Source organism: Stenotrophomonas sp. SMYL86 (assembly GCF_036320025.1).
Classification (GTDB): Bacteria; Pseudomonadota; Gammaproteobacteria; order Xanthomonadales; family Xanthomonadaceae; genus Stenotrophomonas; species Stenotrophomonas maltophilia_A.
On record NZ_JAWIRU010000028.1, the window covers coordinates 1 to 20,451 of the forward strand.

General features: G+C 67.8%; 23 protein-coding genes. 11 read left to right on the forward strand and 12 right to left on the reverse strand.

The genetic code is table 11. The features are described 5' to 3' along the window. Positions 1-203: 203 nt before the first annotated feature. Positions 204-773, reverse strand: coding sequence for a redoxin domain-containing protein (locus V3B64_RS20625; RefSeq protein ID WP_329914855.1), 570 nt, complete (start codon positions 771-773; stop codon positions 204-206). Further along, positions 770-2,044 (reverse strand): YihY family inner membrane protein, encoded by a 1,275-nt coding sequence (locus V3B64_RS20630; protein ID WP_032130426.1) that lies wholly within the window; start codon positions 2,042-2,044, stop codon positions 770-772. Before V3B64_RS20630 ends, V3B64_RS20625 begins: the two co-directional genes overlap by 4 nt. Positions 2,045-2,121: 77 nt before the next feature. Here V3B64_RS20630 and wrbA point away from each other — a divergent pair, with 77 nt between their 5' ends. The 3 genes from wrbA (at position 2,122) to V3B64_RS20645 (ending at position 3,612) form a co-directional block, all read left to right on the forward strand. Beyond that, positions 2,122-2,715, forward strand: coding sequence for an NAD(P)H:quinone oxidoreductase (gene wrbA, locus V3B64_RS20635; protein WP_012510135.1), 594 nt, complete (start codon positions 2,122-2,124; stop codon positions 2,713-2,715). Beyond that, positions 2,712-3,047 carry a DUF2069 domain-containing protein gene (locus V3B64_RS20640; protein WP_329914856.1) on the forward strand — a complete coding sequence of 112 codons (336 nt, stop codon included), beginning with the start codon at positions 2,712-2,714 and terminating at the stop codon, positions 3,045-3,047. The genes wrbA and V3B64_RS20640 overlap by 4 nt, the downstream gene beginning before the upstream one ends. 79 nt (positions 3,048-3,126) lie before the next feature. Beyond that, entirely contained in the window at positions 3,127-3,612 is a 486-nt protein-coding gene (locus tag V3B64_RS20645) for an asparaginase domain-containing protein (RefSeq protein WP_049463528.1), read from the forward strand. A 120-nt stretch (positions 3,613-3,732) separates the two neighbouring features. Here V3B64_RS20645 and V3B64_RS20650 read toward each other — a convergent pair whose 3' ends face one another. The 6 genes from V3B64_RS20650 to sufT form a co-directional block, all read right to left on the reverse strand. Then, positions 3,733-5,472 (reverse strand): S8 family peptidase, encoded by a 1,740-nt coding sequence (locus V3B64_RS20650; RefSeq protein ID WP_004144921.1) that lies wholly within the window; start codon positions 5,470-5,472, stop codon positions 3,733-3,735. Positions 5,473-5,850: 378 nt separating this feature from the next. Beyond that, complete coding sequence (locus tag V3B64_RS20655) at positions 5,851-6,873, reverse strand: M23 family metallopeptidase (RefSeq protein WP_329914858.1); 1,023 nt, start codon at positions 6,871-6,873, stop codon at positions 5,851-5,853. Between the two features lies 1 nt (position 6,874). Next, positions 6,875-7,210, reverse strand: coding sequence for a transcriptional regulator (locus V3B64_RS20660; RefSeq protein WP_012510131.1), 336 nt, complete (start codon positions 7,208-7,210; stop codon positions 6,875-6,877). Further along, entirely contained in the window at positions 7,207-7,863 is a 657-nt protein-coding gene (locus V3B64_RS20665) for a hypothetical protein (RefSeq protein WP_329914859.1), read from the reverse strand. The genes V3B64_RS20660 and V3B64_RS20665 overlap by 4 nt, the downstream gene beginning before the upstream one ends. A gap of 174 nt (positions 7,864-8,037) precedes the next feature. Next, positions 8,038-9,132 (reverse strand): branched-chain amino acid aminotransferase, encoded by a 1,095-nt coding sequence (locus tag V3B64_RS20670; RefSeq protein ID WP_010481775.1) that lies wholly within the window; start codon positions 9,130-9,132, stop codon positions 8,038-8,040. A 59-nt stretch (positions 9,133-9,191) separates the two neighbouring features. Beyond that, positions 9,192-9,743, reverse strand: a complete 552-nt coding sequence (sufT, locus tag V3B64_RS20675) for a putative Fe-S cluster assembly protein SufT (protein ID WP_005415385.1) — start codon at positions 9,741-9,743, stop codon at positions 9,192-9,194. A 122-nt stretch (positions 9,744-9,865) separates the two neighbouring features. On the opposite strand from sufT, the gene V3B64_RS20680 reads away from it, so the two are divergent. Beyond that, positions 9,866-10,285: a hypothetical protein gene (locus V3B64_RS20680; RefSeq protein WP_100437932.1), complete on the forward strand. Its 420-nt coding sequence runs from the start codon at positions 9,866-9,868 to the stop codon at positions 10,283-10,285. Between the two features lie 79 nt (positions 10,286-10,364). On the opposite strand, the gene V3B64_RS20685 is transcribed toward V3B64_RS20680, so the two are convergent. Together V3B64_RS20685 and V3B64_RS20690 are read right to left on the reverse strand one after the other, a co-directional pair. After that, positions 10,365-11,825, reverse strand: coding sequence for an NAD(P)(+) transhydrogenase (Re/Si-specific) subunit beta (locus V3B64_RS20685; RefSeq protein WP_032130084.1), 1,461 nt, complete (start codon positions 11,823-11,825; stop codon positions 10,365-10,367). After that, complete coding sequence (locus tag V3B64_RS20690) at positions 11,822-12,142, reverse strand: NAD(P) transhydrogenase subunit alpha (protein ID WP_329914861.1); 321 nt, start codon at positions 12,140-12,142, stop codon at positions 11,822-11,824. Before V3B64_RS20690 ends, V3B64_RS20685 begins: the two co-directional genes overlap by 4 nt. A gap of 98 nt (positions 12,143-12,240) precedes the next feature. On the opposite strand from V3B64_RS20690, the gene V3B64_RS20695 reads away from it, so the two are divergent. Genes V3B64_RS20695 through V3B64_RS20705 form a run of 3 tightly spaced genes read left to right on the forward strand, consistent with a single transcriptional unit; the run spans position 12,241 to position 13,613 of the window. After that, a complete protein-coding gene (locus V3B64_RS20695; protein ID WP_182267301.1) occupies positions 12,241-12,825 on the forward strand; it encodes an RNA polymerase sigma factor in 585 nt (194 codons plus the stop codon). Beyond that, positions 12,822-13,148, forward strand: a complete 327-nt coding sequence (locus V3B64_RS20700; RefSeq protein WP_032130086.1) for a hypothetical protein — start codon at positions 12,822-12,824, stop codon at positions 13,146-13,148. The genes V3B64_RS20695 and V3B64_RS20700 overlap by 4 nt, the downstream gene beginning before the upstream one ends. Positions 13,149-13,151: 3 nt before the next feature. Next, a complete protein-coding gene (locus V3B64_RS20705; RefSeq protein WP_049463518.1) occupies positions 13,152-13,613 on the forward strand; it encodes a DUF3106 domain-containing protein in 462 nt (153 codons plus the stop codon). Between the two features lie 100 nt (positions 13,614-13,713). Here the strand turns inward: V3B64_RS20705 and V3B64_RS20710 are convergent, their stop codons facing one another. Together V3B64_RS20710 and V3B64_RS20715 are read right to left on the reverse strand one after the other, a co-directional pair. Next, entirely contained in the window at positions 13,714-14,793 is a 1,080-nt protein-coding gene (locus tag V3B64_RS20710) for an NAD(P) transhydrogenase subunit alpha (protein WP_032130088.1), read from the reverse strand. A gap of 52 nt (positions 14,794-14,845) precedes the next feature. Beyond that, entirely contained in the window at positions 14,846-17,167 is a 2,322-nt protein-coding gene (locus V3B64_RS20715; RefSeq protein WP_049422876.1) for a DUF1631 domain-containing protein, read from the reverse strand. A 331-nt stretch (positions 17,168-17,498) separates the two neighbouring features. On the opposite strand from V3B64_RS20715, the gene V3B64_RS20720 reads away from it, so the two are divergent. From V3B64_RS20720 to V3B64_RS20735, 4 genes are read left to right on the forward strand one after another with little or no spacing between them, the layout of a single operon-like run. Continuing rightward, a complete protein-coding gene (locus V3B64_RS20720) occupies positions 17,499-18,080 on the forward strand; it encodes a nitroreductase (protein ID WP_032130098.1) in 582 nt (193 codons plus the stop codon). Further along, a complete protein-coding gene (locus V3B64_RS20725) occupies positions 18,077-19,027 on the forward strand; it encodes a 5'-3' exonuclease H3TH domain-containing protein (protein WP_107432197.1) in 951 nt (316 codons plus the stop codon). Before V3B64_RS20720 ends, V3B64_RS20725 begins: the two co-directional genes overlap by 4 nt. Further along, the gene (locus V3B64_RS20730) at positions 19,024-19,578 is read left to right on the forward strand and encodes an NUDIX hydrolase (RefSeq protein WP_024957736.1); all 555 of its coding nucleotides are present in this window, start codon (positions 19,024-19,026) and stop codon (positions 19,576-19,578) included. Before V3B64_RS20725 ends, V3B64_RS20730 begins: the two co-directional genes overlap by 4 nt. Continuing rightward, entirely contained in the window at positions 19,571-20,368 is a 798-nt protein-coding gene (locus V3B64_RS20735; RefSeq protein ID WP_329914863.1) for an N-formylglutamate amidohydrolase, read from the forward strand. Before V3B64_RS20730 ends, V3B64_RS20735 begins: the two co-directional genes overlap by 8 nt. Positions 20,369-20,451 lie beyond the last annotated feature (83 nt).

Sequence of the window (20,451 nt, forward strand, 5' to 3'; positions counted from 1 at the left end):
GGGGAATCTGTCAGAGGCGGGGCGGTGTCGGAGTGCGGGGTGTCCGCCGCATGGATGCGGCTGCCAAGCCTACATGGACGTACTTGCGGCGTCCCCGCACTCCGACACCGCCCCGCCACCACACGGAAATCGCGCTTTGGCTGTTGCTGTTGCCGTTGCTTGAATGTTTCGGCGGGTGCAGGGCGCAGCCCTGCCGATAACCCCTACTTTGCGCTGGCGATCTGCTTTTCGATGTCGGCGGCCGTCACCGGGCCGAGGAAGGTGTGGGCCAGCTTGCCCTGCGGATCCAGCAGATGCGTCAACGGCAGGCCTCGCGGCGTGGCGAAGTCCGCCGGCGGATCGAACGGGTCCACGATCACGATCGGATAGGTCACCGGGTGCTTGGTCAGGAACGACTGCATCTCCGGCACCTCGATATCCTCATAGGCCAGGCCAACCACCTCGATGTTGCTGCGCATCGCATGCAGCGCCGACAGCTCCGGCATCTCCTTGCGGCACGGGGCACACCAGGTCGCCCAGAAATTCACGATCACCCACTTGCCGCGGTGCGCCGCCAGGTCGTAGTCGCTGCCATCCACCGCCTTCATCTTCAGCGTCGGGAACTCGGCAGTGGTGCGCTCGGCCGGGGTCTCTTCGACCGGTGCCGGTGTGGTCGGCGTCGGTGCCTGTGCTGGCGGCTGGCTGCTGGCGGGGGTCGGCTCCTGGGCCGGTTTGCAGGCCGACAGCGCCAGCAACAGGGCCAGCGGGAGCAGCAACGGGGTCTTGCGGGTCATGGCATGTCTCCGGAATCGGTGTAGATATCGCTGACCTTGCGCTTGAGGCGTTCGCGCAGGGGCAGCCGCAGATCGTCCAGTGCCGCCAGCGCAGCACGGCCCAGTGTGTCGTCGCGGTATGGCAGATGCTGCTCGGCTACCGGAATGCGCAGCTGGGTACATTCGTACAGATCGGCCAGGCTGACCTGGTCCAGGTCGCGCGAGAGCAGCCATTCGCCACGTTCATCGCGGCGCAGCAGGCCGATCTCCTGCAGGTTGCAGGCCAGGTCCTGCAGCAGCGAATCGGTCAGCATCGGCTCCAGCCGCAGGATTTCATCATCGGCCAGGCCCTTGCCCTTGGCTCGGGCATGGTGGAAGCGGCCGAGCAGGCGCAGCAGGCCATAGAACTCGTAGCCCTGCGGCAGGCGCAGTTCCACCGGCTGGTAGCGGAAGGCGGCCATCGACGAGGACAGCGACGCGCCCAGCAGCACCGCCACCCAGCACAGGTAGATCCACAGCAGCAGGATCGGCACGAAGGCGACCGTGCCGTAGAGCTTCTGGTAGGACTGGAAGCTGCCCAGGTAGGCGCCGATGCCCCATTTCACCAGTTCCAGGATGACCGCCGCGAGAATCGCGCCGGGCACCGCGTGCCGCCATTTCACGGTGTGGTGCGGCACCACCCGGAACATCAGCGTTATACAGACGAACTCGATCAGGATCGGCGCCAGCCGCAGCGCGAACTCGGCCAGCCAGCGGCCCTCCTGGGTGCCGAACAGTGGCATCGCGAACACCCGCGCCGACACCGCCAGCGAAGCGGCAGCGAGCATTGCGCCCAGGGTCAGCACGGTCCAGTAGACCAGGAAGCGGGTCAGCTTGGGCCGGGTCGAGCCGACCCGCCAGATCTGGTTGAAGGTCTCTTCAACGCTGTTGAGGGTGATCAGCAACGAGACCACCAGTGCGATGAAGCCGGCAGCCGTGAGCTGCCCGGCACTGGCCGAGAACTGCCGCAGGTAGCCTTCGGCCGCACGCGCGGCGTTGGGCACGAAGTTGGAGAAGACGTAATCGCTGAGCTGGTCGCTCCAGCGGTCGAAGACAGGGAAGGCCGAGAGCACGCCGAACACCACGATGGCCAGCGGCACCAGCGCGAACACAGTGGTGTACGCCAGTGCCGCCGCTGCCTGGAACAGGCGGTCGTCGAGGAAGCGATGCCACAGGAAGCGGCCGAAACTGATGGCCCGTGCGCGATCCCGCGCGCGCTCCATCCACAGGTTGAGCGTATCCAAAGGTTCCATCGGCGAAAGGGTACCCGATGCGGAATGCTCGCAGGATAGCCATACTGGTGGCCACACGACGAGGAGAAGCGGGCACGATGGGCGAGATTCTGGTGCTGTACTACAGCCGGGGCGGTTCAGTGGCACGGCTGGCGCGCCAGATCGCGCGGGGCATCGGCGAAGTGCCGGGCATGACCGCGCGCCTGCGCACAGTGCCGCCGGTGGCCGCCGTGACCCAGACCGCACAACCTCCGGTCCCCGACGATGGTGCCCCCTACGTGAGCGTGCAGGACCTGGTCGAATGCCAGGGCCTGCTGCTTGGCAGCCCCACCCGCTTCGGCAACATGGCGGCGCCGGTCAAGCACTTCCTGGACGGGCTGGGCGCCGAATGGGTCAACGGCACCCTCTCCGGCAAGCCGGCTGGCGTGTTCACCTCCACCGCCTCGATGCATGGCGGCCAGGAATCGACCCTGCTGTCGATGCAGGTGCCGCTGCTGCACCATGGCTGCGTGATCGTCGGCATCCCGTTCACCGAGCCGGCGCTGAGCCACACCACCAGTGGCGGCACGCCGTATGGCGCCAGCCATGTGGCCGGTGCAGCCGACGACCCGCAGCCGACCGACGATGAAGCCGTGCTGGCGCGCGCGCTGGGCCGCCGGGTGGCCGACATCGCACAGCGGTTGGCCCGATGAGCGCGGCGCCGCGCACGGTCCTGCTGCTGGCCCTGATGGGGCTGGCCGCGCTGTTCGCCGGCTGGTTCATCAATGACAAGCACTGGCTGGCCACCCAGCTGGTGTTCACCGCGCCGCCGCTGACGTTGGCCGTTGCCCTGCGACTGGGCTGGCGCAAGGCCGGTTTCTGGGCCTCGGTGCTGGCCCTGGGCTGGTTCAGCCACGGGGTGATGAGTGCCTGGAGCCACCCGGAAACACGCTGGCTGGCGCTGATCGAGATCGCGCTGGCCCTGCTGGTGATCTTCAGCGCCAGCCTGCCGGGGCTGCGCGCCCGCTTCGGCAAGCGACGCTGACGCTGCGGCCGCCGGGCCGTATCATCTGTGTTCCTGGCCCCGCGCCGCTGTACCTGTCCTGGTTTCGCGCATGCACATGATGGAAGAGCTCCTGGTCGTCACCACCGGTGGCACGATCGACAAGATCTACTTCGACGACAAGTCGGACTACCAGATCGGCGACCCCCAGATCGGCATGATCCTGCGCGAGCTGGGCGTGACGTTCCGCTTCAACGTGATTCCGATCCTGCGCAAGGATTCGCTGCACATCAACGATGAGGACCGCGAACTGATCCGCGCCACCATCGCCGCGCAGCCGACCCGGCACGTGCTGGTGACCCACGGCACCGATTCGATGGTGCAGACCGGCAAGGTGCTGGCGACGATCGCGGACAAGACCATCGTGATGACCGGCGCGCTGAGCCCGGCGCGTTTCCGCGGCTCGGATGCGGAGTTCAACATCGGCTGCGCGATCGGTGCGGTGCAGTCGTTGCCGAGCGGCGTGTACATCGCGATGAACGGGCGGATTTTCGACCCGCAGCACGTGCGCAAGAACGTGGCCGCGAACCGCTTCGAATCGGTCTGAGGAACAGCGTGCCGACCAAGGTCGGCACCTACCACGACGCGGTGGCTCGCATCACCGCGCGTCCCCATGCAAAAACGCCCCGGCCGGAGCCGGGGCGTGCCCATGGAGAGGGGCTTGGGCTCAGTACTGGGCGTTGAGAGTCAGGCCCGAGAAGGTGCTGTAGGCCTTCACCCGCACATACCACGTGCCGGCAGCCGGACTGTTGATGGTGCAGGTCTCGCTGTTGCCGCTCAGGTACGGGCGGCAGGTGTAGGCGGTATCGGTCGGGGCACTGCCCTGGCGCACGTACAGGTCGGCATCACCGCTGCCGCCACTGATCGCCACGCGCAGCTGGGTGCTGCCGGCCGGAACGTTCACGGTGTAACTCAGCGAAGCACCGCTGGCAGCGCCGAGGCCGGTGACCGGAACGTTGTTCTGCAGGACGTTGCCACCCGGGTTCGGGCCGCCACCGTTGATCGCCGCAGCCACGGCCGCGTCGGCGTCGATGATGCCGGCGCCGCAGCCGCCCGAGCAGGCGCCCGGCAGCGGACGTGCAGTGCTCTTGATGATGCTCTCCACCTGCGCCGGGCTCAGCGGGCTCGGGGCTACGGACTGCATCAGCGCGACCACGCCGGCCACGTGCGGTGCCGCCATCGAGGTGCCGTTGTACGAAGCGTAGCTGGCACTGCCCGGGGTGGTGGTGCCGCTGTTGAGGGTGGACAGGATGCCCTGGCCCGGTGCCGAGATGTCGATGCCGTTGCCATAGTTGGAGAAGCTGGCACGCGCACCGGCCGAGGTGGTGGCCGCCACTGCGATCACGTTCGGGCAGTTGGCCGGCACCGACGAGGACACGTTGGTGTTGCTGTTGCCGGCGGCGACCACCACGGTGGTGCCACGCCCGACAGCGCCATTGATCGCGTTCTGGTAGGTGGTCGAGCAGCTGCCGCCGCCGCCCAGCGAGAGGTTGATGACCTCGGCCGGATTGGCATTGGCCGGCACGCCGCTGACGCTGCCGCCGGACGCCCACACGATCGCGTCGGCAATGTCGGAGGTGTAACCGCCGCACTTGCCGAGCACGCGCACCGGCACGACCTTGGCGTTGAACGCAGTACCTGCCACGCCGGTGCTGTTGTTGGTCACCGCCGCTACCGTGCCGGCCACGTGGGTACCGTGCCAGCTGGAGTTCGAACCCGGGTAGCCCGCCTGGCACTCGTTGTCGCCGTACCAGTCGCCCTCATCGTTCGGGTTGTTGTCGCGGCCGTTGCCGTCGCGCGCCATCGCCGCATCACTGATGAAGTCGTAGCCGGGCAGGATGTTGGCATTGAGGTCGGCGTGGTTGGTGATGCCGGTGTCGATCACCGCCACGACCACACCGGTGCCGGTGGCCTTGTCCCAGGCCGGCCGGATGTTGATGCCGGCATTGGAGGTGCCGAAGCCCCATTGCTCGCTGAAGCGGGTGTCGTTCGGGGTCAGGGTGGCACGCATGATCTGGTCGACTTCAACGTATTCCACGTTCGGGTCGGCGGCCAGCTTGCGCATCAGCTGCTCGGATTCGGCCTGGTCGAGCGGACGATCGGTCTTGACCAGGGTCGGGCCGACGGCCAGCTTGCGGACCTGCTGCAGGCCCAGCGCGCGGCCCTGGCTGCTGGCCAGGCCGGCGGCGGCACTCTTCAGCGAAGAGGCCAGTGCGGTGGTGTTGGCCACCGGCGCGCTGCCGTCGCGGTACTTCACGATGAAACGCTGGTGGGTCTGTGCGGACTGCAGGCCGCTGAGCTGGACATCACCGGCCAGCGCAGGCGTGGCCAGCAGCAGCGATGACAGAACGGACGCACCAAGGACCACCCACACTCGACGCACACGCGGTTGCGTTACCTGGGACATCGTATTTCCCTTTCTTGTGGTGTGAATGCCGGAATCGGCAGAAGCACCGGCCCGAACCCTGGGCTGGCTTGCGTTGGCGAGGTTCGAAGTCCGGCGAGCCAGCGGATCCCCCTAACGATCCGCCGTGCAGATGACGCTAATGACCAAAACCGGACACCACAAGATTTTCAGCGTCTTTTCAGCAAGATGAAATGTTCGTTCTGAGACTTTTCGGGTCGAGGGTTTGTGAAGATGAAGGAACTTTCTCCTGCCCTGCACGCACCTGACTGGGTCATCACGTGTCCTGCGATGACTTTGCCGACATCGGCGTCCACTGCTGACACCAACGAAGGCGCAGTGTGCCCGCGGCGTGCCTGCCCATCGCGTCGGACGCGCTGACTACTTTGCCTGAGGGAGGCGCGCCGGCCGGATCCGCTGACCTTTGACCGGCTCGCCACGTGCAACCGGCTGGCCATCGGCCACGTAACCGGAGAACTGTGCCGGCAGCGCTTCGCCGACACCGAACACGGGCCCTGCCTGCAGCTGGTAGTGCAGGTGCGGCTCGGAGGAGTTGCCGCTGTTGCCACAGTCACCGAGGTGCGCGCCGCGGCGGACAGCCTGTCCCTGCGCCACACGCACACTGCCCTGGCGCAGGTGCGCCAGCACCGAGTATTCCTCGTTGCCGTGGTCGAGGATGACGCGGTTACCGGTGAGCTGGGCGGCATTCATCTGGCCCGGCACGTTGTCGGCGACACCCTCGATCACCTCCACCACCGTGCCGTCGGCGGGCGCGAGGATCGGGCGACCGAAGCAGTAGTAATCATCGTTGCGCAGGCCATCGCCACGGTGCGACCGGCCATCGCGGACCACCAGCAGATCCAGCGCGAAGCGCTGGCCGGCATGGGCCGCATGGTAGTTCTGTTCGACACTGCGCCCGCCCCAGAACACGAAGTACTCATCGTCGAACGGCAGTTGCAGCCGTGTGCGGGTCTGGTAGTCGAGGAACCCGCTCGCTGCGGCCTGCGGCGGCGTGGTCTGTAGCGGGCGGATGTAGAAGCCGCCAATCCGCCCGTCGGCATCGATGGCCCACAGCACCTGGATCAGGTCCGGGCTCCTGGCGAAGCGCGCCTGCCGCAGATAGGTGTCGAATCCATCAACCTTCTCGACCTTCTCACTGACCAGCTCGGTTTCTGCGCCCCAGCCCGCCAGCACCTGCTCGCGCAGCGCCACCAGGTTCTGCGGGGACTGCAGCCCCGCCTGCATCTGCGGCGTCATCCGTTCCCACAGTGCGTCGATGTGCCCTTCGTAGAACTGCGTGGTCAGCGCAGCTCCCTGTTGGCGCGGATCTGCAGCCGCAGCCGCGCCGATGAGGGCAGAGAAGGAAACAACCAGAACTGCAAACAGGCGCGGGAGCAATGTCATGTCAGGCGTCCTTTCGATCCGGATCGGGAATGCCGGCAACGATCGCCGCCAGCTGCGTGCGGTACTCGGCCAGGGCAGTGCGGCCCATCGGCGTCAACTGCAGGGTGGTCAGCGGGCGCTTGCCGCGGAACGACTTGTCGATGGCGACCAGTCCAGCAGCCTCCAGCTTGCTCAGATGGCTGGACAGGTTGCCCTTGCTCAACCCGCTGAGATGTTCGACAAAACCGAACTCGGCGGATTCGGCACCTGCCAGGATCGACAGGATCAGCAGGCGTGCCGGCTCGTGGATCAAGCGGTCGAGCTGGAGCAGCGCTCTGGAGTCAGGCAGCTGGGTCATTCGGCGTTCGTCCGCGCCGCCATGAACGCGCGCATCTCTACCTGCAGCCGCTGGAAGCGCTGGTGGTCACGCCAGCCGACCACGATCAGTGCGACGGATGCCAGCGGAAACACGGCCGTGCTCAGGGCGAAGCCATACGCCTGCCCGGTGAAAGCCAGCGCGGCCTGGCACAACAGGAACACGCCCACGATGAACTCCAGCGGCGTACGCAGCCAGCGCCACACCACCCAGGGCAGCAGCGCCACCACGGCCAGGTAACCAATGGCGCGCAGGTCCCAGGGCAGCTCACCCATCGGCGCCAGCCGGGTCAGCACGCTGCCGATCACCAGCACGCTTACCAGCGCGGTGAAGGCAATGAAGAAGCGCTGGAAATTGCGCTCGACCGGCGTGACCTGCTCCTCGACCTGGCCCAGCCGCTGGTAGTAACGGCGTGCCAGCCATTGCTTGCCGACGATCCACAGCACCGGCACGGCAATCAGCACGATGCGCAGCGCCAGGGTGGTCGGCAGCAGCGCGCCGGCAAGGAACGAGGCCAGGCAGGCAATGCCGCCTGCCATCGCCGACAGGCCCCCGGCACTTCGCGAGTACCGCGAATATTCACGGGTCAGCGCCTGCAGGCGCGAGGAAGGATCAATGACGGACGGCTGCTGCATGACACGCTCCATCGGGGTCGCTTGAATTTAGTTTGCAGCGCAAACCTATTTGCGTCAAGCGCCCGTCTGCTGCGGTCGCCGGGCGGGCCCACAACGCAGAAAGCCCGTCACTGGGACGGGCTTTCAAGAAGCGCCGCCGGGCATGGCCCGGCGCTACCGGTTCAACGCGGGCGATCAGCCCAGCTTGACCAGCCAGTTGTGGCGGTCCGGCAGGCGGCCGTACTGGATGTCGGTCAGTTCCTTGCGCAGCGACATGGTCACTTCGCCGGCCGGTGCGTTGATGTCGCCCACCGAGAAGCCCTCGCCCTTCAGCTGGCCGATCGGGGTGACCACCGCCGCGGTGCCGCAGGCGAACACTTCGGCGATCTCGCCGGAGGCAACGCCGTCCTTCCACTCGTCGATGCTGACCTTGCGCTCTTCGACCTTCATGCCGCGGTCGCGGGCCAGCTGCAGGATGCTCTCGCGGGTGATGCCTTCGAGGATGCTGCCGGACAGCTGCGGGGTAACCAGCGTGCCGTCCTTGTAGACCAGGAACACGTTCATGCCACCCAGTTCTTCCAGGTACTTGCCTTCGACCGGGTCGAGGAACAGCACCTGCGAGCAGCCCTGTGCCTGTGCCTTCTGCTGCGGCAGCAGCGAAGCCGCGTAGTTGCCACCGCACTTTGCGGCACCGGTGCCACCCTTGGCCGCACGTGCGTACTCGGTCGACAGCCAGATCGACACCGGGGCGACGCCCTTGGCGAAGTACGGGCCGGCCGGGCTGGCGATCACGTAGTAGCCGGCCTTGTGTGCGCCGCGCACGCCGAGGAAAGCTTCGTCGCCGATCATGAACGGACGGAAGTACAGGCTCGACTCATCGGCCGACGGCACCCAGGCGCTGTCGACGGCGATCAGCTGCTTCAGCGATTCGACGAAGATCTCCACCGGCAGTTCCGGCAGCGCCAGGCGCTGCGCCGAACGCTGCAGGCGACGGCCGTTGGCATCCGGGCGGAAGGTCCAGATCGAACCGTCGGCATGGCGGTAGGCCTTGATGCCCTCGAAGATTTCCTGGCCGTAGTGCAGCACGGCCGCGGCCGGGTCCAGCTGCAGCGGACCGTAGGCGCGCACGTTGGCGTTGTGCCAGCCGGTGTCCTTGTCCCAGCGCACTTCCACCATGTGGTCGGTGAAGTGCAGGCCGAAACCCGGCTTCTCCAGGATCTGGGCGCGCTCTTCAGCGCTGCGCGGGTGGTCCGAACGGGTGACGGCGAAGCTGGGAATGGACTGGGACACCGGAGATTTCCTGTTCTGGTTGCGGGTAATGCCCGGCCCGCGTCACTGCGGGCCGTGGGTCAAAGCATGCCGGTCTCGAGCCGGGCCGCCTCGGACATCATGTGCTGGTTCCACGGCGGGTCGAACACCAGGTCGACGTCGGCCTCGGCCACCGTCGGAATCATTTCGAGCTTGCTGCGCACGTCGTCGACCAGGATCTCGCCCATGCCGCAGCCCGGTGCGGTCAGGGTCATCTTCACGTCGATCTCGCGCTTGCCTTCGTCCAGGTGCTTGATCTCGACCTCGTAGACCAGGCCCAGTTCGACGATGTTCACCGGAATTTCCGGATCAAAGCAGGTGCGCAGCTGCTGCCACACCAGCTGTTCCACCTGTTCATCGGTGGCGTCAGCCGGCAGCTCGAGCGGTGCCGGTGCCTCCTTGCCGATGGCGTCGCCGTCCTTGCCGGCGATGCGGAACAGGTTGCCCTCGACGAACACCGAATAACTGCCGCCCAGCGCCTGGGTGATGTACCCATAGCTGCCGGCGGGCAGGGTCACGGTGTCGCCCTGCGGGACCATCACGGCCTCGCAATCGCGTTCGAAGTGGACAGGTTCGCTGCTACGGGAATACATGGGGACCGATATGGGGCCGTGGCCAAGGCCACGCAAGACGGCATTCTAGCCCAGCCGCCCTGCCGCCGCCGGTGCACTGCGGCAAACCACAGTATCCTGTGGGTGATCTTCAGGGAGCTTCGATGTCCTCCAATGCCGCGCGTGCCAGGACCGTGACCTGGCTCTGGCCCATCATGCTGTTGCTGGGTCTGCTTGTTGCTCCCCTCGCCTGGATGATGCTGGCGTTGATGACCGGCCGGCAGGTCGGCTGGATGGCGGTACTGACCGCCCTGGAACTGGTGTTCATGCTGCGCATGGGCACGCTGGGCCCGGGCCGGCTGCGCATCGCCCTGGTCGTGCTGGGCACCGTGCTGGTGGCGGCCGTAGCCAACTGGGCCATCGCCAGCGCGTGGATGGGCGGCTCGATCGGGCTGGACCTGTGGGACGCCACCCTGCGGATGGGCCCGCACCTGGCCTGGACCCTGATCACCCTCGCCAATGGCGCGATGGAATGGCTTTGGCTGGCCCTGGGCGTGGCCGTGGGCGCCTGGCTGGCGCGCTGACCCACCGGCAGGTAGTGCCGGCCGCTGGCCGGTAGAAGCGTGCGGACCAAGGTCCGCACCTACCCGATGCAGCCGCCGCTCAATGCCCGCCGTCGAGCGCCTTCAGTTCGCTCACCAGCGAGGCCGCCGCTTCCGCACCATCGCCGTACAGCATGCGGGTGTTGTCGGCGTAGAACAGCGCATTCTCGATGCCGGCAAAACCGGTGCCCTTGCCGCGCTTGATCACCACCACGTTGCGCGCGTTGACCACATCCAGCACCGGCATGCCGTAGATCGGGCTGGCCGGGTCGGTACGTGCCACCGGATTGACCACGTCGTTGGCACCGATCACCAGCACCACATCGGTGTTGGCGAATTCCGGGTTGATGTCGTCCATGTCGGCGATCAGGTCGTAGGGCACACCCGCTTCGGCCAGCAGCACGTTCATGTGCCCAGGCATGCGCCCAGCCACCGGGTGGATCGCGAACTTCACCTTCACCCCGCGCTGGCCCAACCGCTGCGCCAGCTCCCAGATCTTGTGCTGGGCCTGCGCCACCGCCATGCCATAACCGGGCACGATCACCACGCGTTCGGCGTAGGCCATCATCGCCGCGACGTCCGACGCTTCAATCGGCTTCTGCGCGCCAGTGATCGCCTGCGCTTCGCCGCCGGCGCCGCCGCCGAAGTTGGAGAACAACACGTTGCGGATCGGCCGGTTCATCGCCTTGGCCATCAGCCGGGTCAGCAGGATGCCCGCCGCGCCGACCATCATGCCGGCGATGATCAGCGCCTCGTTGCCCAGCACATAGCCTTCGAACGACACCGCCAGGCCGGTGAACGCGTTGTACAGCGAGATCACCACCGGCATGTCGGCGCCACCGATCGGCAGCGTCATCAGCACGCCCAGTGCCAGTGCCAGCACGAAGAACGCGACGATCGCCCAGGTGTTGAGCGTGCTGGCCGCGATGATCGCCAGCACCACCACCGCAAGTGCCACCAGCAGGTTCATCACCTGCTGGCCCGGCCAGGTCACCCGCTTGTCCAGGCGGCCATCGAGCTTGGCCCAGGCAATCACCGAGCCGGACAGCGACACCGCACCGATGGCCGCGCCGACCACCGCCAGCAGCAGCACCATGCCCGAGGGTTGGCGGGCAGCGAGGTCGGCCAGCGCCTGTGCGCTCCAGTGGCTGGTATCACGGTTGGCGAGGAAGGCGTAGCGCAGCAGTTCCACTGCACCGATGGCCGCGGCCGAGCCGCCGCCCATGCCGTTGTACAGCGCCACCATCTGCGGCATGTCGGTGATGGCAACCTTGCCGGCCGACCACCAGGCCAGGCCCGCGCCAAGCAGCAGCGCCACCAGGATCAGCGGCACGTTATGCAGTTCGGGCAGGAAGAACGTCGCCACCGTGGCCAGCAGCATGCCCAGCCCGGCCCAGCGGATGCCGCTGCGCGCGGTCAGCGGCGAGGCCATGCGCTGCAGGCCCAGCAGGAACAGCGTGGCGGCGACGAGGTAGCTGGCCTTGACCAGCCAATCGAGCAGTTCGACGGTGCTGATGTTCAAGCCTGCGGCTCCTTCGGCTCGTCCTTGCCGCCCTTGGGCGCGCTCGGCTTGAACATTTCCAGCATGCGCGCGGTGACCACGTAGCCACCGGCGGCGTTGCCAGCACCAAGCGCCACGGCGAGGAAGCCCAGAGCTTTCTCCAGTGGTGTCTGCGCGTGCCCCAGCACCACCATTGCACCGATCAGCACGATGCCGTGGATGAAGTTGGAGCCCGACATCAGCGGGGTATGCAGGATCACCGGCACCCGCGAAATGATCACGTGGCCGGCGATGGCTGCCAGCATGAAGATGTACAGCGCTACGAACCCGTCACTCACCGGCAACGCTCCTGCTCTGTCTTCGTCGTCCCATCATAACCATGGGCTGAACCCGGTGCGCGCCCGGCGTCAACCGAAGCCGCGCTCACGCGTTGTCGATGGTGACCCCGAGCGAGGAACCGTACCCTGTGCTGGTGAGCAGCCCCGTCCCCCCGAGCGCCGAGACCGATGCCCTGCCGGCGTCGCTGGAGGCGTTCCTGGCCAGTGTTGGCCCGCGCGCGTTCCGCTTCGCCGAGGCCGGCCTGCGCCAGCGCGAAGACGCCATGGACACGGTGCAGGACGCGCTGCTGCGCATGCTGGACTACGCCGACAAGCCGGCTGCCGAATGGGCCCCGCTGTTCTGGAGCATCCTGCGCCGACGCGTGATCGACGTGCAGCGCCGGCGCCGCTTCCGACTGCCGTTCTGGCGCGACAACCAGGACGCCGACGGCGGCGAGATCGACTGGGCCGACCCCGGCCCGGACCCGGCACAGGCGCACGAACAGCGCCAGCAGTACCAACAGCTGGTGGACGCGTTGCGCCGCCTGCCCGCCCGCCAGCGCGAGGCCTTCACCCTGCGCGTGCTGCAGGACCTGGACGGGGCCACCACCGCCCGCGCCATGGGCTGCAGCGAAGGCGCGGTAAAAACCCATCTGGCACGCGCCCGCCAGGCGCTGCAGGATTATCTGGAGACCCACCCGTGAACCGCTCCCTGCCTTCCGATGACACCCTGCGCAGCCTGCACGCGCAGTCGCTGCACGCGCTGTCGCCGGCAACGCTGGCCCGGCTGCGCCAGGCTCGCCACGGCGCCACGGCCGCCCATCGCGGGCGCTGGCGCTGGTGGCTGGCCAGTGCCTGTTCACTGGTGGTGGCACTGGGTATCGGCCTGCAGTTCACCGGCCACGGCACCCTGACGGGCCCTGCGCCGGCACCTGTGCTTGCCTCGGCGGAAGACAACAGCGCGCTCTACGACGAAAATCCCGATCTGTACCTGTGGCTGGGCGATACCGACCTGGCGATGGAGTGAATCATGTCCCGACTGCACACCCTGCCCCTGCTGATGACCCTGTTGCTGCTGCCGGCCTTCCCGGCACTGGCGCAGAGCGCCGCGCCCGCCCCTGCCGCACGCCCTGCGCCGGCCGCACCGCTGCCGGCGTGGGAACACCTGAGCGAAGCGCAGCGCGAATCCCTGCTGGCGCCGCTGCGCGACCGCTGGAACAGCGCCGATGCCGGCCAGCGCCAGCGCATGCTTTCGCATGGCCAGCGCTGGCAATCGATGAGCCCGGAGGAGCGCGACAAGGCCCGCCGTGGCCTGCGCCGCTTCGAGCACATGAACCCGGAACAGCGTGAGCAGGCCCGGGCCCTGTTCGGTCAGATGCGGAACATGCCGCCGGAACAGCGCGACGCCCTGCGCGAGCGCTGGTCGCAGATGACGCCGGAACAACGCAAGGACTGGGTGCGCGACAACCCGCCGCCGGCGAAGCCGCGGTAACGCCGGCATCCGCAGGGTGGGTGCGGACCCTGGTCCGCACGCTGGGCCGTTCCTCCACGCATGGCGTGGATCTACCGGGAAGGCAACCGGCGCTACCGGCTCACGCCTGCCAGCGTGTCTTCGCCAGCAACTCGTCGTCCCAGTCGAAACTGAGCTCCCCTTCGCGCACGAACAAGGCGACGAAGTTGAGCAGGTTGCGCGCGTACATCTCGCTGGCCTGGGTCGCGCCGCGGCTGGCCAGGCCCAGCGGGCCATCGATGGTCACGCCCTGATGTTCGATGCACTGCCCCGGCTGGGTCAGTGCGCAGTTGCCGCCGCTCTCTGCCGCCAGATCGACAATGACGCTGCCGGTGGCCATGCCTTCCACCATCGCGGCAGTCACGATCGTCGGCGCCGGTCGCCCCGGTACCGCTGCCGTGCAGATCACCACATCCACGCTGCGCAGGTGGTCGGCCAGCCGGCGCTGCTGCTCGGCGCGTTCCTCATCGGTCAACGCACGCGCATAGCCGCCTTCACCGGCTGCACTCACACCAAGATCAAGGAAGCGCGCGCCCAGCGACTGGATCTGCTCGCGGGTTTCCGGGCGCACGTCGAAACCTTCCACCTGTGCACCGAGACGACGTGCGGTAGCGATGGCCTGCAGACCGGCCACACCGGCACCGATCACCAGCACCTTGGCCGGGCGCACGGTACCGGCGGCGGTGGTCAGCATCGGGAAGAAACGCGGCGCACGCTCGGCCGCGATCAGTGCCGCCTTGTAACCGGCCATGCCGGCCTGCGAGCTGAGTACATCCATCGCCTGCGCGCGGGTGGTGCGCGGCAGCTGCTGCAGTGGGAACAGGTGCAGGCGGTCGCCAGCGGCCAATGCCGCAAGCGCCGGATCACTGGCCGGGGTCAGCAGGCCGACCACGCTGGCAGTGGGCTTGAGCTGCTCCAGCACCGCCACCGGCGGTGCCTGCACGCACAGCAGGATATCGATCTCGGCCCAGCGACCTACATCGAACACACGTGCACCGGCGTCGTCATAGGCAGCATCGGTAAATCCCGCCGCCAGACCGGCGCCGGCCTCATACCAGACAGTGATGCCCAAGGCACCGAGCTTGCGCGCGGTTTCCGGCGTCAACGCCACGCGCCGTTCGCCCGGCGCGGTCTCCTTGATCCCCAGCAACGCCACGGCCATGCAGGTCCCCGCTGATCGGTGAGTTTTCCCGATCCTAGCAGGCGGCCACGGCTCAGTGCAGTGTTGCGCTGCCCGGGTCCAGCCGATCGATCACACCCTGCATCGCGCTGTCGAAGGCGCCATCGTCGACGTGGGCGCGCAGGCGGCCCAGCCGCACCATCACCGCCAGTTCTTCCGGCGAGGCCACGCAGAAGCGCACGCCGCGGCGGTTGACGAACAGCAGGCGCGAGGAAATCGGGCTGACCCAGGACAGCTTGCCGGCCTGCACCTTGCCGTCCTTGTCGACGAAGTCCAGCCAGTTGCCGATTTCCATGCGTCGGAAGCGGTCGGCATCGGCGTTGTCGAAATCGTCGGCGTCGATCTGCCCGCCGAGCTCCACCGCTGGCGACTCAGCCACCGGCGGCGCCGGCAAGGCAACCTGCGGCAGCTCCGGCAGCGCGCGCTGCAGTTCCGGTCGCGATTCCGCAATGCCCTGCAGGGTGTCGTGCAGGGCGTCGATGGCACCCGTGGCGGCATCGCCGTGCACGCCGACACTGGCAAATACCTTGGCCAGCACCGGCTGCCAGGCCTGCAGCCACGGCTTGCCGACGATCTGGCGGCGGGCCTCGGCCACTTCCTCCAGCAGGCCGTCAGCCAGGCTCAGTGCCTCGGCCACCGACGCGCCCTCCTCGCCCTCGCGCAGCAGCGCCAGGGTCAGGTGGTGCTGCCATGGCTGGCGCAGGAACTCAGCGATGGCCGGCGGCAGGGTGGCATCGCCGATGCGGCGATCCAGTTCGGCACCCGCCCGGCTGCGGGCCATTTCCAGCTTCTCCTGGCCGCGCTGCGTTTCGGCGGCGCGGCGCTCGGCGATTTCCACACGGCGGCGGTGCTGCACGAGGAACTCGCGGAATTCTTCTTCCAGGGTCAGGAAGATCGCCAGGTTCTCGTTGAACTCAGCCACCAGGCGCTCGATGATTTCCTCGACCTTGGCCATCAGCATGCGCTCGGCCTGGCTTTCGCCGGTATTCCCCTCGCAGGCTTCGGCCAGCGAGTTGAGCAGCTTGCGGGCCGGGTGGGTCTTCTGCACGAACATGCGGCGGTCGAGCATCGCCACCTTGACGAAGGGCACCACCAGGCGGCCGATCAGCTCGCGCGAACGGCCCTCCAGCTCGCGTTCGTCCAGCATCACGTCGAACAGCATGCCGACCAGATCGATCGCATCTTCGTCCTGCGGGTCCAGCCGGGTCTGGCCAGGATCGACGCCGAGACGGGTGGCGCTGGACAGCACTTCACTCTTCAGCCGCTGCGCCAGTGATTCGCCATCCTCGCCGATGGCCGCACGCAGGGTGGCACTGGGCGTGGCCTGCAGCAGCGACAGCACCGACATCATCTCGCGCTGGCTCAACGGGCGGTGCTGGCCAACCGCGACCTGCGCGGCCGAGGTGGCGTCCTCGCGGACATGACGGGTCTGCTGCAGCAGCTCATGCAGGGCCTCCAGCAGCATTCCCTGCTGGCCGGCATACGCCTCGCCGTTGCCGGCATCCTCGCTCCCGAGGTGCTGCTGCATGTGGCCACGGCGCTCGGACCAGCGCGCAGCGAAGCGCTGTGCCCAGGCCGGCGCGGCCTGTTCATCATCGCTGAATTCGGATTCGAAGCCCGCCGCGTGGCGCGGCTCGACCAGATCGTCCGACCCGGGCGCCATGCGCGGGTCGGGCGCGGCCGACAATGGACGCCGCGGCGCCCCCATCTGCGACATCACGCCAGCGGCGGCCAGCTGCTCGTCCAGCTTCTCGTAGATGCGGCCCACCGGCGCGCGCAGGTCGCGCTCGCACAGCTTTATCAGCACCAGGTGCACTTCCGGCGCCAGTTCGCAGCCGGCAAAGGCCTCATGGATGGCCACGCCCAGATGTTCGGGGCTGACCGGGTTGTGATCGGCATCCAGCTCGGCGCCGCCGATCAGGCGGCCGAGGCGGCGGTCCAGCCGCGCCAGCACCGGCTTGAAGTCACGCAGCAGCACGGTGGCGAAATTGCGCACCGCCAGCCGCGATTCCAGTACATGTTCAGCCAGCAGGCTCAGGCCATCCTCGGCCGGCCCGGACAGGGTGGCTTCGGCCGACAACGGCTCGCCACTGGCCAGTGCATCCCAGGCCCGCTGCAGGTGGCCGGCGAAGGCGGCGGCGATGTCCTCACGGCGACGGCGCAGCTCGCGCATCGCATCCAGGAACAGCAGCTGCGACGAGCCAGCATTGCCGGCGCGGTCGAACAGTGCATCGTCGAAACGCGCCAGTGCGGCCCCGAACGCCTGGCACAGCGCCGGCAGGACCATGTCCCGGGCACGCTGAAGCTGGACCGGGTCACGGCCCGGCGATCCCATCGGTGTGGGCGCGCTCATCATTCGGGAAGGCTCCCCACCTTCTCTGGTACGACAGACAGCATGGACATCGCGACGGCCGGCACACCCCATGTGCCGGTACGTCGATGGTAGGCCGGCCAGCCCGTCACGGACAGTGAAACAGTCCTCACTTCAAACCTCATGACCGGCGGCCCGGCAAGATAGATATCGTAAGCCGTGCGAGGCCCACGAGGCGAGAGGAAGCGGTCGTCCCTTTCCCGCCAGTGGCATGATGTTCATCACAGTTTGATATTCAGGGGCGGGACGCGACACAGACGGCGTCATTGACCACCCCGACTATAATCAAACACCCGTGATGACCGGTTCAGACTCCATGCCCGACCCCGCTGCCCTGCTTGCCCTGGATGCCCGCCGCTCGGTGCCCTCGCGGCAACTGGGCGAGCCCGGACCGGATCCAGCCACCCTGCAGCGCATGCTGGCCTCGGCCGTGCGCGTGCCCGACCACGGCAAGCGCGTACCGTTCCGCTTCCTGAAGATCGCCGGCGATGCACGTCACACTCTGGGCGACTTCCTGGCCGAGCGCAGCCGCCAGCGCGACCCGCATGCGGGCGAGGCAGTATTCGAGAAGGACCGCCAGCGTTTCAGCCATGCGCCGCTGGTGATCGTGGTGGTGGCCAGCCCGCGGCCAGACCCGAAGGTGCCCGAGCAGGAACAGCTGATGACCGCCGGCTGCGTCTGCTTCGCCCTGCTGCAGGCCGCGCAGGCGCTGGGCTTCGGCGCGCAGTGGCTGACCGCCTGGATGGCCTTCGATCCGGCGGTACAGGCCCACCTGGGCCTGGTCGAAGGCGAACGCATCGCCGGCTTCATCCACATCGGTACACCCAGGGCCGATGTACCTGAGCGCGAGCGCCCCGATCCGGCGGCCCTGCTGCGCGACTGGACGCCACCGGCATGAGCCTGCCGGCACCACCGCCATCGCTGTATCTGGTCGACGCCAGCATCTACGTGTTCCGCGCCTGGCACTCGCTGCCGGACCAGTTCCAGGACGCGCAGGGCTGGCCGACCAACGCCGTGCACGGCTTCGCCCGCTTCCTGCTCGATCTGCTCGAACGCGAGCGCCCGCGGCACATCGCCATCGCCTTCGACGAAGCACTCGACAGCGGCTTCCGCCACCGGCTGTATCCGGCCTACAAGGCCAATCGGGACCCGGCGCCGGAAGCGCTCAAGCGCCAGTTCGTACACTGCAAGGCGCTGTGCGCGGCGTTGGGCCTTGCGGTGCTTGCCCACCACGAATACGAAGCCGATGACCTGATCGGCAGCGCCCTGCACGTGCACCGTGGCAGCCACCGCGGGGTGATCATCTCCGCCGACAAGGACCTGTCGCAGCTGCTGCTGGATCACGACGAGCAGTGGGACTACGCACGCAACCAGCGTTGGGACGTAGCCGGAGTGAAGGCGCGGCACGGCGTGCACGCGCACCAGATCGCCGATTACCTGGCACTGTGCGGCGATGCGGTGGACAACATTCCCGGTGTCAGTGGTGTCGGCAGCAAGTCCGCCGCCGTGCTGCTGGCCCACTTCGGCAGCATGGATGCGCTGTACGAACGCCTGGACGAAGTGCCGTTCCTGCGCCTGCGCGGCGCGGCACAGATGGCGGTGCGCCTGCGCGAACAGCGCGAGCACGCCCAGCTCTGGCGCCAGCTGACCACCATCGCGCTGGACGCGCCGCTGGAAGGCAGCCAACCCGGTCTGCTGCGCCAGGCGGCCGACCCGGAGCTGCTCGGTGGCCTGTGCCAGACCCTGCGCTTCGGCCCGATGACCCGCCGCCGGCTGTTCGATGCCGCCGGTGTGGCCGACCCCGTTCCCACTCCATCCTTTTCCAATTCCAGCGAGCCCGCATGAGCCAGCGCAACACCGAAGCCCCGCGTGTCGTCTATGAAGGCAAGTACCAGCGCATGCTGGTGCGCGGCACCTGGGAATACAGCGAACGTACCCACGCCGGTGGCCTGGCCGCGATCATCATCGCCGTCACCCCTGAGGACAAGGTGCTGTTCGTCGAGCAGTTCCGCGTGCCGCTGCAGGCACCCACCATCGAGATGCCCGCCGGCCTGGTCGGCGACATCCACGCCGGCGAATCGATTGAAGTCTCGGCCGTGCGCGAACTGGAAGAAGAAACCGGCTGGACCGCCGATCACGCCGAAGTGCTGATGATCGGCCCGACGTCCTCCGGCGCCAGCAGCGAGAAGATCGCCTTCGTCCGTGCCACCGGCCTGCGCCGGATCGGCGAAGGTGGCGGCGATGACAGCGAAGACATCACCGTGCACGAGATTCCGCGCGCGCAGGCGGCAGCGTGGCTGGTGCAGAAGATGGGCGAAGGCTACGAGCTGGATGCCAAGCTGTGGGCCGGCCTGTGGATGATCGAGCACCACCTGGACGGGCGCCCGCGTGGCTGACGCCGACCTGCATGCGCTGTCGGCGCTGCTCGGCGCCGATGATCCGGCAATCTACGCGATTCACCGGCCTCAGGGCGCTTCGCCGTACCTGCTGCTGGCCGACCATGCCGGCCAACAGGTGCCGGGTACCCTCGCCGGCCTGGGCTTGCCACAGGCCGAACTGGATCGCCACATCGGCTGGGACATCGGCATTGCCGGCACCACCCGCGCACTGGCCGAACGGCTGGATGCCTGGGCGATCGAACAGACCTATTCGCGGCTGCTGATCGACTGCAACCGCCCACTGGCCTCGCCGACGCTGATTCCGGAGGTGAGCGACCACACCGTGGTCCCGGGCAATGCCGGTCTGTCGGCGGCGCAGCGGCAACAGCGCATCGATGCGATCCATGCGCCGTACCACGCACGCATCGACGCCGAACTGGACGCACGCCGCGATGCCGGTCGCCCCACCCTGCTGGTGATGATGCACAGCTTCACCCCAGTGATGAACGGCACGCAGCGGCCGTGGCATGCCGGCGTGCTTTACCACCAGGACACGCGCTTTGCGCATGCACTGCTGCAGGCACTGCGCGATGAAGGCGACCTGGTGGTGGGTGACAACGAACCGTATTCGGTCAGCAGTACCAGCGACTACGCGGTGCCGGTGCATGGCGAAGGCCGTGGGCTGGTGCACGTGGAACTGGAGATCCGCCAGGACCTGATCGCCGATGCCGCCGGGCAGCAGGCATGGGCGGAGCGGCTGGCGCGGATCTTCAGCGCGCTGCAACCGCAGTTGCTGGCCGCCGGGTGATTTACCCAGGCTTGGTAGTGCCGGGCGCGGGGGGGGCCCGGGCCAGCTGCGAAACACCCGAGGGGGGGCGGGCCGCCGCGGCC